The following is a 14551-nucleotide window of genomic DNA, read 5'->3' on the forward strand; positions in this document are numbered from 1 at the left end:
CCGGCGGCGCGGCGCCGGCGCGTAAGGTCCGCGCGGGCGGCGGAGGCCGGCCGCCGCCGGCCGAAGGATGGACGCGGGAAAGGGGCGGTCGCGATTTGGCAGGCGGAAGCGGGGGGCTCGGCGTCGGCCTGTTCATCCTTTTCCTCATCGGCATCGGGCTCTGGCGGATGACGATCGAGATCCGGCTTCAGGCGGTATGGCCGGACGGCGACGCTTTTCGCGGCGCGGCGGAAATCCGTCTGTTCGGCGGTCGCCTCACGTGGCGGCGGGCCGTGTCGCCGGTCGGCGGGCGGGGAGGCGGTCCGGCGGATCGCCGGCCGCTCGGGGAACGGCTGAAGGCGTACCGGGGGCTTTGGCGCCGGCTCCGCCCGGCGCTTCAGGCCGTCCGGGTGACGGCGTTTCGCTGGTCGACGGTCGTCGGCACCGGCGATGCCGCCGAGACGGCCCTCGCCGCCGGCGCCCTGTATCAGCTGAAGGCCGCCGCGTGGGTCGGGCTTCACCGCTTGGTCCGGCTCGAGGCGGCGCCGCGCATCGGCGTCCGGCCGGCGTTTCAGACGCCGATCTTTACCACGGAGGTCGAGTGCATAGCCCGGGTGCGCCTCGGCGAAGCTATGCTCGCGGCCCTGAAGATCGCGTTCGACGGACGAGGAAGGCGGGACATTCGATGGACAGCGCGCATCCCCTTGAAGGCCTGATGGCGAAGGCGCTGGAAAACTTAAAGGGCATGGTCGACGTCTCGACGATCATCGGCGAGCCGGTCGTCACGCCGGACGGGAGCACGGTGCTTCCGATCAGCAAGGTCGGGTTCGGTTTTGTCGCCGGCGGCACCGAATACGACCCGGGCACCGGCGGCCAGGATGCGGACCTTCCGTTCGGCGGCGGCTCCGGCGGCGGGGTGAGCATCCAGCCGGTCGGGTTTCTCGTCGTCGGTCGATCCGACGTCCGCTTTATCCCCCTCGACCCGCAGGTCCACCTCTACGACCGGCTGATCGACTTTGCCCCGAAAGCCCTCGAACGGCTGCAGACGATGCTCAAAGGCGGACGCAACGAAACCGGCGCAAGCGGCGGCGGGCAGGACGGCGGCCGGCGGGGCCGGTCGATCCCGGTGGAAGAGGGCGAAGCTTGAGGCGGGCGTGGCCGAACGCCGGCCTCGATCGGGGTTCAACCCGGATTCACCCGAAGCGAAGCGGGAAGCGGCCTCAAAACGGGCCTTCGCCATCGGTCGACCGTCCAGGCGGAGGCGATGCCCCCGGCGTAGGGGTAAAAAGAGCGCGGCCGGTCGCGCGGTGGGGTGGAGGGATGGATGTGTGGCATGAGTACTCGACCGTCAAGCTCCTCCAGTACCTCATCCCGGCATCGAATTTTTTGTTCGTCGACCGGCTGGGGGAAGACGAGGCGATCTTCCACTATCGCCGGGGGATCTACTTCGTTTACGACGACGGCGCCATCGTCGGCATGCCGAAGCCGAAGCGCTGGGAGACGCTGTCTCTGGCCGACCTGTGGGGGCTTCTTTACCGCTCGCCGTTCGTGAAGGACTACGATGAAGCGGGCATTTTTGACCTGGGGGAATTTTTAAAGGACATCGGCTACGTCGTCGCGACCCGCCGCACGCCCCTCGTGCATCTCTTTACGATCGCGCCGCGGTATGCGCCGGAGGACATCGTGGAAGAGGTTCGGATGGAAGGGGTATCGTTCCCTTTCGCCCTCTACCACGCGATCATGGCCTGCACGCGCCACTACCACCGGAGCAACCGGGAGGTCGAGTACGTCATCACCGGCATCGACTCTTACTCGCTCCCGAAGGAGCGCCGCCTCGGACACACGAAGGGATGACGACTGCGCCGTCGTCGGCGGAAGCCCCTGCCTTGCCGCCGCTCGGCGGCTTTTGTTATACTCGGCCAAGGATCGAAAACGGCCCGGCAAAGCCGCGGCCAGGCGGGGGGGAGAGGCGTGGGGCTTTTACAAGACCGTACATATGTCGTCATGGGCGTCGCCAATGAGCGGTCGATCGCCTGGGGCATCGCCCGGGCCCTCGATCGGGAGGGGGCGCGTCTCGTCTTTACGATCCGGAGCCCGCGGCGGCGGAAAAACATCGAGGCGCTCCTTCCGGGACTCACGCGCCAGGACGCCCTCGTCATCGAGCTCGACGTCGAGCGGGACGAGGCGATCGACGGCCTCGCGGCGTTTTTGCAGAAAGAAGGCATCACCGTCCACGGCCTCGTCCATTCGGTGGCGCTCGCCCGGCCGGAGGAGCTGGCCGGCGAGTTCATCGCCACGGGACGGGAAGGGTTTCGCCTGGCCCACGAGGTGAGCGTTTATTCCCTCGTCGCGGTCAGCCGGGCGCTCCGGCCGCTCATGCCGGACGGCGGGAGCATCGTGACGCTCACGTACCTCGGGAGCGAGCGGGTCGTGCCGAACTACAACGTCATGGGCGTGGCGAAGGCGGCCCTCGAGGCGAGCGTCCGTTATCTCGCCTATGACCTCGGCAAAGACGGCATCCGGGTCAACGCCATCTCCGCCGGCCCGATCCGGACCGTCTCCGCCCGGGGAGTGAGCGGCTTTAGCGCCATCCTCAAGGTGATCGAGGAACGGGCGCCGCTTCGCCGGAACATCACGCTTGACGACGTGGCCGGCGTCGCCGTGTTTCTTCTGAGCGACCTCTCCCGGGCGGTCACCGGCGAGGTGATTCACGTCGACGCCGGGTATCACGTCATGGGGCTTTAGGACCCCGCGGGGGATCGGGGAGGTCGAGTCGGCGATCCCGGACGGCCTCGACGAGGGCCTTTTCCATCGCCTGGTGGGGGATGCCGGCTTCGACGAACGGCGCGCCGACCGGCCGGTAGCCGAGCGTTTCGTAAAAGCCGACGACGGGTCCTTGGGCGTGCAGGTACGCCCGGACGTGCCCGTTTTCTCTGGCCCACGCTTCGGCGGCGTTCATGAGGGCCCGGCCGGCGCCGTTTTGTCGCGCCTCCTTGAGGACGGCGACCCGCTCGACCTTCACCGTCCGGTCGCCGTACGGCCGAAGGCGGAGGCAGCCGAGGGGCCGGCCGGTGGCGGCCTCGGTGAGGAGCGCATAGACGGTCGACGGCTCGTCGTCGTGGACGTCGATCTCGAGGGCTTCCGGCACGCCCTGTTCTTCGATGAAGACGCGCCGGCGGATGAATAGGACCGCCGCCCGCTCGGCGGAATGGCGATCGTCCGGTGCCGAAAACAGTCGCACGCGAAATTTCATCCGTCCGCCTCCCTGGCAAGCACAACTTTTTTCGGAGAAAGAGCGTACAACGGACAGACGGAACACGGTGGAGGCGGATGAAGTGAACCCGAGGCAAACACGGTTTGAAGCGGGCGCGCCGGAACGCTCGCGGTCGTCCTGGTCCCGGGGCTTTCGCCGGGGGATCGTCGCCCTCGGCATCGTCGTTTTGGCGGCGTCTTTCCGGCCGGGCCCGGCGTCGGCCGCCGGCGAGATCGACGTCTCGCGCATCCGGGTCAATGACGAGACGGTCTACGACGCCAAATCCGGTTCGAGCGCCTTTATCGCCAGTTTCGGCGGCCAGGCCCGGTACGCGCTGCAGCAGCTCGCCGCCTTCCTCGGCGTCATTTTTGACTGGGATCCGGCGACGAAAGAGGCCCGTTTCATCAAGCCGGAAGTCTCGCTCCTGGCGCTCAGCTACGCCGGCAAAAACGATCAGGGAGCGCTCAGCCTCTACGGCCCCTTTTCCCTCGTCAAGGCCGGCGAGCGGCTGGAGCGGTTTTTCGTCTACGCCGAGGTGAACAACTTGCCGGAGGCGAACATGGACTTCCGCCTCGTCGCGAGCGCGCCGGGGCGGACGGCGGCCGGCGAGTTCGCCGTCGTGCCGGGAACGGTGCGCCTGCCGGAGCGGGGAGGCTGGATCGTCTTCGAGGTGAAAAACGCGCGTTTCGGCGATCCCGGAAGCTACCGGCTGCAGCTTCAGGTCAAAGGGAAAGCGACCGGCGACCGCTACGTGACGGTCGGCGAAAAGACGATCGTGGCCACGCGTTAGGTCGAGGGGTCGGTCCGGAAACAAAATCCGCCGGCTCCGGGCGGGTGAGCCGCCCCGCGGAAGAACCGTTCCGCGGAAGAAAAAGAAGAGAAAAACGCCGCCGAGGCGGCGTTTTTTACTTTTTCCCGACCGTGAAGTACTGGACGCGGCCGTTGAAGAGGAGGAGTTCGGCCTGGTAATGTCTGGCCAGGTAGCGGGCGAGCTCGTTGGCCTTGTTGCTATCGCCCTGGGTGGCGTCGTCGGGCAGGGTGATCTGGACGACGCCGATCCCGTCGACCGTTTGGGCCGTCATGAGGAGGCGCCGGTACATCACCGGATCGTGGCCGACGAGTTCGAGGTACGGGAGGCCGTCTTTTTCTTTTTCTTCGATCCGGTACGGGAAGGCGTAATGGGCGTAGTCCCATCCGAGCTGTTCGCCGGTTTTGGCGAGCTTTTCCCGGTAGGCTTCGAGGGCCGCCTTCAGGGTGGCGAGGTCGACCGTCTCGTCGCCCTTCGGGGTCCAGCGGACGAATGCGCTTTTCGGCATCGGGCCACTCCTTTCTTCCGGGTCGCGGCGGATGGCCGCGGGAAGGCGCCGGTTCGGCGCCGGCGGTCGGATCGCCGGGCGGGGGGACGGACGGCGGCCGTCAGCGGGCGGACGCCTCGGGGCAGGCGGCGCACCGCTCGGCGAGCGCCGCTTCCAGCTCGGCCAGGAATTCGTCGACGTCGTCGCCGAAGATGACTTCCCGGCCGAGGAGGGCGTACGGCGTCACATCGCAAAAGGCGCAGCGATTCTGGCAGTTGGCGACGACGACCGTGAGCCCGGCCGCTTCGGCCAGCGCCCGAACGTCGTCGAGCGCCCGGTAGGCGGCATTGTTTCGGCAGAGGCCAAGAAACTTCGCCATCGCCCTCGGCCTTCCTTCGCGGAGATCATTCCCCATTGTATCATAAGGTCGTCGGGAGAGCCAAAGACGATCGGAAGGAGGACGGCGATGGCGCCGCTTGCGGGGGCCGGGGTGGCTCGGGGACGAACCATTTTTTGCCGTTGACCGCTTGAGGCGGCTCAAGATACAATCAGGATAACCGATAAAGCGCATTCAGCCCGATGAGGATAACACATTGGGGGTGGGGGAGCACCGTGGGGCAGTACGTCTGCCGGTCATGCGGCCGGGTCGTCGGTCATTTTGCGTCGCATAAAGTCATCGTCCGCTACGTGCGGCCGGACGGCTTTTGCTCCGTCTGCGGCGTCGAGAAGGCCGCCGGGCGTCCGGCGGCCGTTCGGTTTGTGGAGCGCTGAAGCCGGGCCGCCCGGCTTCGGCGGAAGCCCATTTGGGGTTGAAAGGGCGCCCTCAGGGGCCGATCCGCAAAACGCCGCCCGAAAGGGCGGCGTTTTCTGTCGCCGTTGGCCTGCCCTGTGCGCGGCCTGACGGGGCGCCGCGCCGGATGCCGGCCCGACGGCGGGCGGCGCCGGACAGGCGGCCCTCATGGCGACAGCACCGCCAAAGCGGCGCCTTCAGCGAAGCGGCGTCCGCTCCTTGATCACCCGAACGGTGCGGAGCGTCGCGTCCTCCGGGCCGAGGACCGGCAGGCCTTCGGCGAGGTTGGCCCGGATGTAGTCGATGTTGTCTTGCGTGAGGATTTCCCCCGGCATGACGACCGGGATCCCCGGCGGATAGACGAGGATGAACTCGGCCATGATCCGGTCGGCCGCCTCCTCCAGGGGCACCCGCTCCGTCTCGGCGTAGAAGGCGTCCCGAGGCGAAAGGGCGAGGGCCGGCATCTCGGGAAGGAGGATCGGTTTCGGCTTCCGGGCGCCGTTTTGCCGGTGGGCTTCCGAAAGCCGCCGAAGGGCGTCCGTCAGCCGGCGGACGGCGTCGTCGCCGTCGGCGAGGGAGAATAAAAAGAGCACGTTGTACAGGTCCGAAAGTTCCACTTCGATGCCGCCTTCCGCCCGCATCCATTCCTCGACATCGGCGCCGGAGAGGCCGAGGCCGGCGACGTGGACGGTGAGCTTCAGCGGATCGAGGCCGAGGGTCCCCGGCGGGAGATCATCCGCCTCCAGCGTCCGAAGGCCGGGGATGGTCCGGACGGCCCGCCGGACGGTCTCCGCCCGCTCGATCGCCGCCTGAAGGCGCGCCTCGCCGGCGACGGCGAGCTGCCGCCGGGCGGTGTCCAGGGAGGCGAGGAGGAGGTACGACGTCGACGTCGTCATCAGGAGCGACAGCGTCACCCGGAGCCGCTCCGGCGCAATCCGCCGCCCCTGGTGAAGGAGCAGCGAGCTTTGCGTGAGCGACCCGCCGAGCTTGTGCACGCTCGTCGCTGCGGCGTCGGCGCCGCTTTCCATCGCCGACGGCGGAAGCTTCGGGTGGAAGGAAAAGTGCGCCCCGTGGGCTTCGTCGACGAGGACCGGCACGCCGCGGCGGTGGCAGGTGGCGACGATCGCCGGGAGATCGAGGGCGACGCCGTAGTACGTCGGGTGGACGACGAACACCGCCCGGGCGTCCGGGTGCGCCTCGAGGGCCCGTTCGACGGCGTCGGGGCTGATGCCGTGGGCGATGCCGAACGCCTGATCCATCTCCGGGTAGATGAAGATCGGCACGGCGCCGGCGAGGATGATCGCCGAGAGGACCGACTTATGGACGTTGCGGGGGACGATGATTTTCTCCCCGGGGCCGACGGCGGCCAGCACCATGGCCATGATCGCCGTCGACGTCCCCTGAACGGAGAAAAAGGCGTGTTCCGCCCCAAACGCCTCCGCCGCGAGGCGCTCGGCGTCCCGGATGATCCCCCGCGGCGCGTGCAGGTCGTCGAGGGGGGCGATGTTGATGAGGTCGAGCCAAAACGCCCGCTCGCCGATCCACGCCCGAAACGCCGGATCGGCGCCCCGGCCGCCTTTGTGTCCCGGAATGTGAAACGGATAGCGGCCCCGTTCGACGTGGGCGACGAGGCCGTCGAAAAGCGGCGCGAGCCGCTGCCGATCCTCTGTGCCCATGGGCACCCCCTCTTCCTCTGCGGCATCAAACGACCCTCAGTATAGCAAAGCTTGACCCGCCGAAAAAGGTGATATAATGGAATCGGCTCGCCGCTTGCCGCACGGTGGACGGGGAACGCTCCGAGAAAGGATGGCGATCGATGAACATCGCGTTCTTCCTTTTGCCGAAGGAAGAAGTCGTGTACGTCACCCCCCGGACGACGATGCGACAAGCTCTGGAGCGGATGGAGCACCACCGGTACAACGCGCTCCCGATCGTCGACGCCGACGGCCGCTACGTCGGGACGATCACCGAGGGCGACCTCCTCTTCATGCTGAAACGGACGCCGGGGCTTTCGTTTGACAACGCCCATACGGTTCGCATCGAGGACATCCCGCAGGTGAAGCGGCACCAGCCGGTCCGGATCGACGCGACGATGGACGACCTCATCAGCCTGGCGATCGAACAAAACTTCGTCCCCGTCGTCGACGAACGGGGCGTCTTCATCGGGATCGTCCGCCGGAAAGAGATCCTCGAATATTGCGCCCAAACGACGAAAGCGCTCTCAAAAGGCGCCGGCGGCGCCGACGTCCGGCGGCCGAAGCCGTAGCGGAGCCGTGCGCCCGGCGGCCGAAGCGGTCCGCCGGGGCGCGTCGCGGCCGGGGCGTCGTCCGCCGTATCGGGCCGCCGGAACGCCCTCCGGCCGGGGCGCCGCCCATCCGGGCGCCGTGCCGCGAGGGCGCTCCCCGGCCGCGATGCCCCCTCCGTCCGCCGGAACGGGGGCTTACCCGGAGCGGGGGGCGTCGATGCTCAGGGCGATCCGGTAGAGGCGAAAAAGCGGTCTGGCCGTCGCCTCCGCAAAGGCGACGAGGTCCGCCCCCTCCGCCTTTTCCCGGGGAAGGATGCGGCCGACGAGGAGCTCGGCTTTTTTCACCGTCATGGCCCGCCGGAAGGCCTGTTCGAGCCCTTCCGCTCCGAGGGCGTCGTGGCGGACGACGTCCGGCGCCGTGTGGTCGAAAGACCAGACGAAATCCCCCGGCACGAGGCGGACGACATCGTCCAGCGCCTCCAGCCAGCGCCTGGCCCATGCCGGTTTGAAAGGGCTTTCATAGATGGCGGCGAGCCAGAAAAACGCGTGGGTCGGCCAGAGGCCGAACTGAAAGTGAAGACGCTTTTTGTACCCGCGGGGGTCGGAAGAGAAGGCGACCCACGTGTCGTTCGGCGGGTTGACCGTCCGGCGGGCGTGCTTGGCGATGTGGACGTGCATCGGCTCGCCGGCGCCGGCGGCGAGCATCGGCGCCACCGCTTCCGCGAAGGCGCGAAAGATCGGCCGGATGTCCCGTTCGATGGCCGCCATGCGGGCTTCAAGGCCCGGAACCAGGAGGGCATCGAAGGCCTTGGCGTCGAGGGCGGGGCGGACGCCCGCGGGGTGCTCCGACATGTTGGTCCTCCTTTCGCAGAAACATTCGCCTGCGACCGCCCCCGCTGCCGGTCCGGGCGCCGTTCGGCGCGGGGCGCCCGGTGCCTTCGAACGATCGAGCAGGGCGGGTCCTTTCTGTTTCCTTCGACCGACCGGCCGGCGGATCGCCAGGTGCCTTCCTGCCGGCCGGCGGGTCGGCCGGCGCCGTCCGGCGGGCGAACGGTTCGCCGTATCGACACCGTATCACAACGGCCGGGCTGCCGCAAATTCCCCTTGCAATCCCGCGCCGAGCATAGTAAGATAGATGTACTCCAATCGTAAGAATTCCCTGAACGGATTTCCAGAAATTGGGAATCCTTCCGCTCCGCCGCTGGAAGCGGTGATTCGGCGGGCCCGCCGGTCCGGTCCGGCCGGCGGTTGCCGGCATCCAAGACGGGAGAAGGGGGGCGAACGGGGTGCTGGCGTACATGCTCGAAGTCTCCGACGTGGACCTTTTTTGCACGGAGGAGCAGATGGAGGAACTCCTCCGGGATCTGAGCGCGCGCGGCGTCGCCTATACCGCGGAACGGAGCGAGACGTCGCAGATCATCCGCCTGGGCGGAGCGGAAAACATCACCCTCGAATTCCGCTTCCGGGAAGACGGGTACAAGCTCCTCAACCGGCGGTTGACGTTTCATGACCCTGTGATTGCCGAAATCTTTCGTGACTTTGTCGTTCGATATAAAGGCCACGCGACGATCAAGCTGTATCGGTCCGACACCCTCTACATCCATCACGTCCAGTACGGCGAGGTCGTCCGCATCACCGAAGTGTCCGGCAATCAGCGGAAGGTGCTTCTGGACAAGAAAGAGACGGTCACGATGGAAAAGGTCATGCAGATGTTCCTGCTGAACGAGATCGAAAACCGGATCCCGAAGCTCCGGGAAGCGGTCGACGCCGAGCTCGACCGCTTACGGGAAGCCCTTGCCGCCGGCGATGCGGCGGGCATCCGGGCGAGCAAGGAACGGCTCAAGAAGCTCCGGCGGGAGATGCTCCTCTACGAGGTCTGACCGCGCGCCGAACGGAGAGCCGCCGCGTACAAAAAGAGGGCGGCGGAAGCGGGCGCGCGTTTTTTGTCCCGTTTGGGGCCCTTTGGGTTCGTTTTTTGCGTTCGCGAAAAAAGTTCTGTGTCCGCGAAAAAAAGGCGCCGAGGTGGGAGCATGCGGATCGGGTTCATCGGGCTCGGCACGATGGGCCGGCCGATCGTCGCCCGCCTGCTCAGGGCGGGGTACGCTGTCGTCGTTCACAACCGTTCCCGGGGGGCCGTCGAATGGGCCGTCTCTCAGGGGGCGGTGGCGGCGGATTCCCCGGCGGCGGTCGGCGGGGCCGCCGATGTCGTCATGACGTCGCTTCCGTACCCGGAGACGGTCGAGACGGTCTACTTTGGGCCGGGCGGCGTCCGCGAAGGGGCCCGGCCGGGGCAGATCTGGGTCGACCTCAGCACGATCGCGCCGGCCCACGCCGAAGCGTTTTACGGGCGGGCGAAGGAGCTCGGCGTCTTTTTTCTCGATGCGCCGGTCTCCGGCGGGCCGATGGGCGCCGAGGCGGGGACGCTCACGATCATGGTCGGCGGCGACGCCGAAGCCTTTGAGCGGGTGCGGCCGGTCCTCGCGGCGTTCGGCCGGATGATCGTCCATCTCGGCGGCCCCGGCAAGGGAAGCGCCGTCAAGCTCATCAACAACCTCCTCGTCGCCGTGCACACCGTCGCCCTGTCGGAGGCGTTCGTCCTCGGCGCAAAGGCAGGCGTGGATCCGGCGGTCCTTCACGCCGTCCTCAAGGCGAGCACCGGCCACAGCTTCATGATCGACCGGACGATCGATCTCATCCAGGATCGGGATTTTGCCCCTCGGTTCAGCATCGCGCTCCTGCACAAGGACGTCCGTCTGGCGCTTCAGTTTGCCGAGGCGATGGACGTGCCCCTCGCCCTCGGCGCTCAGGCGCAGGCGCACCTCGTTCGGGCGATGGCGGAAGGACACGGCGGCGAGGACGTCGCCGCCCTCATCCGTCCCCTCGAGCGGACGGCCGGCGTCTCCGTGGTGCGGGGGGAGCGGGCCGGCGGCGGGACGAAAGCCGACGGGGCGGGCGCCGTCGGGGCGGAGGCTCCTTACGCCGGCCGTGAAAGCGGCTGATCCGATGCCGGCGGTCGAAGCGCTTGAGCGGCCGGCGCCGGGGCCGCCGGGACCCCCGGGCGGTGCCGCCGAACGGGGGAAAACCCCTGCCGGTACCGCTTGACAGCGGCACCCGGAAGCCGTACAATAGGCGCAAGATTCGCGGAGCCAGAAGCTCTGGGCACAACCGAATCGATGCGCCGCCGTTTTTTCGGCGGCACCTTCTTATCGAGAGCGGCGGAGGGACTGGCCCGATGAAGCCCGGCAACCTTCCCGGCGCGGGGAGCCGAAAGGCCTCCTCGCCTACGGGCGCACGGCGTGCCCCGGGAAAGGTGCCAACTCCTGCGGCCGCACCGGCGGCCGAAAGATAAGAAGGGGGTGCGTCCTTTTTGCCCTCTTCTTATCGAAGAGGGTTTTTTTATGGCTTTTCTCGGGAAAGGAGGTGGACCGGCGATCCGGCCGCCCGTTTCAGGGTCGGCCGGACCGGTGAGCGATGTCCGACCGCAATCCTTGCTGCGCCATGCCGGAGGTGGTCGTGGAGCTCGACCCGCCCCGGGCTCCGGCGTTCGACCGCTACTTGCAGGCGGCCCGGCGGCTTCAGGCGGCCGGGGTGACCCACATCACGATCGCCGACAACTCCCTCGCCCACGCCCGGCTGTCCAACGTCGTCGCCGCGGTGCTCCTCCGGCAGGCGTTCGGCCTTTCACCGGTCGTCCATCTGAACAGCCGGGACCGGAACCTCCTCGCCCAGCAGTCGACCGTCCTCGGCCTGTTCGCCGCCGGGGTGCGGCATTTTCTCCTCATCAGCGGCGATGCGCTGGCGCTGGGCGATCATCCGGACGGGAAGGCCGTCTACGAGACGGACAGCCTCGGGCTCATGGAGCGGTTCCGCGGGCTTCGGGCCGGCGTCGACTTTTTCGGCCGGCCGCTGGAGGGCCCGCTGGACGTTTGCTACGGCGGAGCGCTCAACCTCGGCCGCACCCTCGGCCCGCACCTCCGGCGGCTCGCCGCCAAGGCGGACCGCGGTGCCCGGTTTTTCTTCACGCAGCCGATCTTCGATCCGGCCGACCTCGAGCGGCTCCTCGAGGCCCGGGCGCTTCTCGGCGGGCGCGGGACGCTCTACATCGGCATCATGCCGCTCATCTCCGCCGCCAGCGCCCGCTTCCTCGCCGGGGTGCCGGGGATGAACGTCCCGTCGGACGTCGTCCGGGCCCTCGAGCCGTATACCGGCGAGGCGGCGATCGAAGCCGGCCTCGCGCAGGCCGAGGCGCTCATCGAGCGGGCGTTCGAGCTCGGGTGGACGCGGTTTTACCTGATCACCCCGTACCTCCGGGCGTCGACGACCGCCCGCCTCGCCCGGTTCGTCTTGGCGCGGCGGCCGCCCACCGGCGCCTCGCCGGCGGACGACGGTTCGTCGGGGGTCGGGACGTCGGCACGGCCCGGCGCTTCGGTGGGCGTCGAGGCTGCCCCGGAGCTCGGGCCGTAGCCAAACGCCGACGCTCCCGCGCTTCTCGCGCCCGACCGGTCTCCGGCGCCTCGCCGGAGGCCGCCCTTTCGGCGGCCGAAGCATGGCCGCCCGGCGCCCTTCCCCAAGCGTTTGACCTCGATCGGGCGTGCCGAAGGCGTCGGCGCGCCGCCAGCAAAGGAGTGACCTTCCGTCCATGATCCAGACCGCGAACCTCGGCTATCCCCGCCTCGGCCCGCGCCGGGAGTGGAAGCGGGCCCTCGAGCGCTACTGGCAGGGGAAATTGACCGAAACGGAGCTTCACGACGCCATCCGGACGGTGTACCGCGACGCCCTCCGGCGGCAGGCGGCCTTCGACCTCACGTGGGTGCCGGCGGGCGACCTGACCTTCTACGACCCGATGCTCGACCTCGCCGTCACCTTCGGCCTCGTGCCGGCCCGCTTCCGGGAAGCGTACGGCTACGCCGGCGGGCCGGTCTCCCTGGAGCTTTATTTTGCCATCGCCCGGGGGAGCGACCGGGTGCCGGCGGCGGAGATGACGAAGTGGTTCAACACGAACTACCACTACATCGTCCCGGAGCTCGACGCCGTCGCCGCCGGCCGGGCGCCGGAGATCGCCGACAACCGGCCGCTTCAGGCGTACCGGGAGGCGCGGGAAGTCGTCGGGGAGCGGGCGCGGCCGGTCGTCGTCGGGCCGTACACGTTCGTCCGGCTGAGCAAAGGATATCCGGAAGCGGCGTTCGCCGAGGTCGTCCGGGCGTTCGTCCCGGCGTACCGGGCGCTCCTCCGGTCGCTGGCGGAGGCCGGGGCGGCGTGGATCCAGATCGACGAACCGGCGCTCGTCCTTGACGTTCCGGCCGACGACATCGCCCTCCTCCATGAGGTCTACGGGGCGCTCGCCGAGGCGGCGGCACCGGCGAAGCTCATGCTCCAGACGTATTTTGAGGCCGTCGAGCATTATTCCGATGTCGTCCGGCTGCCGGTGGCGGGGATCGGCCTCGACTTCGTCGACGGCCTCGCGGACAACCGCGCAAGCGTCCTCCGGCACGGCTTTCCGGAGGACAAGGTCCTCGGCGTCGGCCTGATCCCGGGGCGAAACGTCTGGCGGGCGGACCTCGAAGCGGGGGCGGCCTTTCTCCGGGAACTCGCCGCCGTCGTGCCGTTCGAGCGGATGATCCTCTCGCCGTCGACGAGCCTCCTCTTCGTTCCGATCAGCCTCGAGCGGGAGACGAAGCTCGATCCGGCGCTTCGGGACGTCCTCGCCTTTGCCGACGAAAAGCTCGCGGAACTCCGGCTCCTCGCCCGGGCCGATGCGCCGGACGCCGAGGCGGAGGCGGCGTACCGGGCGTCGGCGGAAGCCCGGCGGCGGTTTTTTGCCGCCCATCCGTTTCCGGCGCCGGAGGCGGTCACCGCGGAGGAGACGACGCGGGCGATTCCTTTTGAAGCTCGAAAAAAGATCCACGCCGAGCGGTTTTCCCTGCCGCTTTTTCCGACGACGACGATCGGGAGCTTCCCGCAGACGAAAGACGTCCGGGAGGCCCGGGCCCGCTTCCGGAAGGGCGAACTCGACGCCGAGGGCTACAAAGCGTTCATCCGGGCCAAGATCGCCGAGTGGATCCGCATCCAGGAGGAGCTCGGCCTCGACGTCCTCGTCCACGGCGAATTCGAGCGGACGGACATGGTCGAGTACTTCGCGGAAAAGCTCGGCGGCTTCGCCTTCACCGAGCACGGCTGGGTCCAGTCGTACGGGTCCCGGGCGGTCCGGCCGCCGATCATCTACGGCGAGATCGTCTACCGGGAGCCGCTCACCGTCGAGGAGACGGCGTACGCCCAGTCGCTCACGGAAAAGCCGGTCAAGGGCATGCTCACCGGCCCGGTGACGATCCTCAAGTGGTCGTACCCGCGGGAGGATGTGCCGCCGGAGGCGATCGCCTATTCCATCGCCCGGGCGCTCCGGAAAGAAGTCGAGGCGCTCGAGGCGGCGGGCATCCGCATGGTTCAGGTCGACGAACCGGCGTTCCGGGAGGGGCTGCCGCTTAAGCGGCGGCACCGGGACCGGTATCTCGACTGGGCGGTGCGGGCGTTTCGCCTGGCGACGGCCGGCGCCCGGCCGGAGACGCAGGTGCACACCCACATGTGCTACAGCGAGTTCGGCGACATCATCGACGCGATCAAGGCGCTCGACGCCGACGTCATCTCGATCGAGACGTCCCGGAGCCACGGCGAGCTCATCCAGGCGTTCGAGGAAAACACGTACGACAAAGAAATCGGCCTCGGCGTCTACGACATCCACTCGCCGCGGGTGCCGGACGTCGAGGAAATGAAAGCCCTCGCCCGGCGGGCGCTCCGGGTGCTTCCGAAGGAAAACTTCTGGATCAACCCCGACTGCGGGCTCAAAACGCGGGACGTTCCGGAGACGATCGCCTCGCTCAAAAACATGGTGGCGGCGGCCCGGGGGCTTCGGGCGGAGCTCGGCGAGCAGTGAGGTTCCGTAGGCTCCGACCGGCGGCCGCCGGGCCGGCGGCGCGCCCGCTCGGGTCGGAAAA

At 68.4% G+C, this 14551-nt stretch carries 16 protein-coding genes and 1 riboswitch; of the genes, 11 read left to right on the plus strand and 5 right to left on the minus strand.

Features of this window, described 5'->3' with window-relative positions; all coding sequences use genetic code 11:
- The first annotated feature begins 95 nt into the window (after positions 1–95).
- From K2M58_RS02390 to fabI, 4 genes are all read left to right on the plus strand, one after another.
- Positions 96–695, plus strand: coding sequence for a DUF2953 domain-containing protein (locus K2M58_RS02390; RefSeq protein ID WP_220678128.1), 600 nt, complete (start codon positions 96–98; stop codon positions 693–695).
- Entirely contained in the window at positions 665–1126 is a 462-nt protein-coding gene (gene ytfJ, locus K2M58_RS02395; RefSeq protein ID WP_220678129.1) for a GerW family sporulation protein, read from the plus strand. Before K2M58_RS02390 ends, ytfJ begins: the two co-directional genes overlap by 31 nt.
- 173 nt (positions 1127–1299) lie before the next feature.
- Positions 1300–1833: a hypothetical protein gene (locus K2M58_RS02400; RefSeq protein WP_220678130.1), complete on the plus strand. Its 534-nt coding sequence runs from the start codon at positions 1300–1302 to the stop codon at positions 1831–1833.
- A gap of 117 nt (positions 1834–1950) precedes the next feature.
- Positions 1951–2724 (plus strand): enoyl-ACP reductase FabI, encoded by a 774-nt coding sequence (gene fabI / locus K2M58_RS02405; protein ID WP_220678131.1) that lies wholly within the window; start codon positions 1951–1953, stop codon positions 2722–2724.
- On the opposite strand, the gene K2M58_RS02410 is transcribed toward fabI, so the two are convergent.
- A complete protein-coding gene (locus K2M58_RS02410) occupies positions 2711–3232 on the minus strand; it encodes a GNAT family N-acetyltransferase (protein WP_082718280.1) in 522 nt (173 codons plus the stop codon). The two genes, fabI and K2M58_RS02410, sit on opposite strands and share 14 nt — an antisense overlap.
- Before the next feature lie 67 nt (positions 3233–3299).
- On the opposite strand from K2M58_RS02410, the gene K2M58_RS02415 reads away from it, so the two are divergent.
- Positions 3300–4022 (plus strand): hypothetical protein, encoded by a 723-nt coding sequence (locus tag K2M58_RS02415; protein ID WP_066199795.1) that lies wholly within the window; start codon positions 3300–3302, stop codon positions 4020–4022.
- A gap of 115 nt (positions 4023–4137) precedes the next feature.
- On the opposite strand, the gene K2M58_RS02420 is transcribed toward K2M58_RS02415, so the two are convergent.
- Together K2M58_RS02420 and K2M58_RS02425 are read right to left on the minus strand one after the other, a co-directional pair.
- Positions 4138–4548: a DUF1885 family protein gene (locus K2M58_RS02420; RefSeq protein ID WP_066199801.1), complete on the minus strand. Its 411-nt coding sequence runs from the start codon at positions 4546–4548 to the stop codon at positions 4138–4140.
- 100 nt (positions 4549–4648) lie between these two features.
- Complete coding sequence (locus K2M58_RS02425) at positions 4649–4906, minus strand: DUF1450 domain-containing protein (protein ID WP_066199804.1); 258 nt, start codon at positions 4904–4906, stop codon at positions 4649–4651.
- Between the two features lie 233 nt (positions 4907–5139).
- Between K2M58_RS02425 and K2M58_RS02430 the strand changes: the two genes are divergently transcribed.
- The gene (locus K2M58_RS02430) at positions 5140–5298 is read left to right on the plus strand and encodes a hypothetical protein (protein WP_220678132.1); all 159 of its coding nucleotides are present in this window, start codon (positions 5140–5142) and stop codon (positions 5296–5298) included.
- Between the two features lie 216 nt (positions 5299–5514).
- On the opposite strand, the gene K2M58_RS02435 is transcribed toward K2M58_RS02430, so the two are convergent.
- On the minus strand, positions 5515–6993 hold the full coding sequence (locus tag K2M58_RS02435) for an aminotransferase class I/II-fold pyridoxal phosphate-dependent enzyme (RefSeq protein WP_220678133.1): 1479 nt from the start codon (positions 6991–6993) through the stop codon (positions 5515–5517).
- A gap of 140 nt (positions 6994–7133) precedes the next feature.
- Here K2M58_RS02435 and K2M58_RS02440 point away from each other — a divergent pair, with 140 nt between their 5' ends.
- Positions 7134–7583 (plus strand): CBS domain-containing protein, encoded by a 450-nt coding sequence (locus K2M58_RS02440; RefSeq protein ID WP_066199812.1) that lies wholly within the window; start codon positions 7134–7136, stop codon positions 7581–7583.
- Positions 7584–7757: 174 nt separating this feature from the next.
- Here the strand turns inward: K2M58_RS02440 and K2M58_RS02445 are convergent, their stop codons facing one another.
- On the minus strand, positions 7758–8414 hold the full coding sequence (locus K2M58_RS02445; protein WP_220678134.1) for a DUF1054 domain-containing protein: 657 nt from the start codon (positions 8412–8414) through the stop codon (positions 7758–7760).
- 434 nt (positions 8415–8848) lie between these two features.
- Between K2M58_RS02445 and K2M58_RS02450 the strand changes: the two genes are divergently transcribed.
- From K2M58_RS02450 to metE, 4 genes are all read left to right on the plus strand, one after another.
- Positions 8849–9442: a hypothetical protein gene (locus tag K2M58_RS02450; protein ID WP_220678135.1), complete on the plus strand. Its 594-nt coding sequence runs from the start codon at positions 8849–8851 to the stop codon at positions 9440–9442.
- A 150-nt stretch (positions 9443–9592) separates the two neighbouring features.
- Positions 9593–10561, plus strand: a complete 969-nt coding sequence (locus tag K2M58_RS02455) for an NAD(P)-dependent oxidoreductase (protein WP_220678136.1) — start codon at positions 9593–9595, stop codon at positions 10559–10561.
- A 201-nt stretch (positions 10562–10762) separates the two neighbouring features.
- Positions 10763–10914: riboswitch (SAM riboswitch) on the plus strand.
- Between the two features lie 155 nt (positions 10915–11069).
- On the plus strand, positions 11070–12026 hold the full coding sequence (locus K2M58_RS02460) for a methylenetetrahydrofolate reductase (protein ID WP_220678137.1): 957 nt from the start codon (positions 11070–11072) through the stop codon (positions 12024–12026).
- Between the two features lie 175 nt (positions 12027–12201).
- The gene (gene metE / locus K2M58_RS02465; RefSeq protein ID WP_220678138.1) at positions 12202–14490 is read left to right on the plus strand and encodes a 5-methyltetrahydropteroyltriglutamate--homocysteine S-methyltransferase; all 2289 of its coding nucleotides are present in this window, start codon (positions 12202–12204) and stop codon (positions 14488–14490) included.
- Positions 14491–14551 lie beyond the last annotated feature (61 nt).

The sequence above is a fragment of the Hydrogenibacillus sp. N12 genome (genome assembly GCF_019645935.1).
Classification (GTDB): Bacteria; Bacillota; Bacilli; order Thermicanales; family DSM-22653; genus Hydrogenibacillus; species Hydrogenibacillus schlegelii.

What these genes read in the sequence shown, in the direction of transcription:
- ytfJ (WP_220678129.1), top strand. Translation starts at nt 665, where the DNA reads ATGGACAGCGCGCATCCCCTTGAAGGCCTGATGGCGAAGGCGCTGGAA.
- K2M58_RS02400 (WP_220678130.1), top strand. Translation starts at nt 1,300, where the DNA reads ATGGATGTGTGGCATGAGTACTCGACCGTCAAGCTCCTCCAGTACCTC.
- K2M58_RS02410 (WP_082718280.1), bottom strand. Translation starts at nt 3,232, where the DNA reads ATGAAATTTCGCGTGCGACTGTTTTCGGCACCGGACGATCGCCATTCC.
- K2M58_RS02420 (WP_066199801.1), bottom strand. Translation starts at nt 4,548, where the DNA reads ATGCCGAAAAGCGCATTCGTCCGCTGGACCCCGAAGGGCGACGAGACG.
- K2M58_RS02425 (WP_066199804.1), bottom strand. Translation starts at nt 4,906, where the DNA reads ATGGCGAAGTTTCTTGGCCTCTGCCGAAACAATGCCGCCTACCGGGCG.
- K2M58_RS02435 (WP_220678133.1), bottom strand. Translation starts at nt 6,993, where the DNA reads ATGGGCACAGAGGATCGGCAGCGGCTCGCGCCGCTTTTCGACGGCCTC.
- K2M58_RS02440 (WP_066199812.1), top strand. Translation starts at nt 7,134, where the DNA reads ATGAACATCGCGTTCTTCCTTTTGCCGAAGGAAGAAGTCGTGTACGTC.
- K2M58_RS02445 (WP_220678134.1), bottom strand. Translation starts at nt 8,414, where the DNA reads ATGTCGGAGCACCCCGCGGGCGTCCGCCCCGCCCTCGACGCCAAGGCC.
- K2M58_RS02455 (WP_220678136.1), top strand. Translation starts at nt 9,593, where the DNA reads ATGCGGATCGGGTTCATCGGGCTCGGCACGATGGGCCGGCCGATCGTC.
- metE (WP_220678138.1), top strand. Translation starts at nt 12,202, where the DNA reads ATGATCCAGACCGCGAACCTCGGCTATCCCCGCCTCGGCCCGCGCCGG.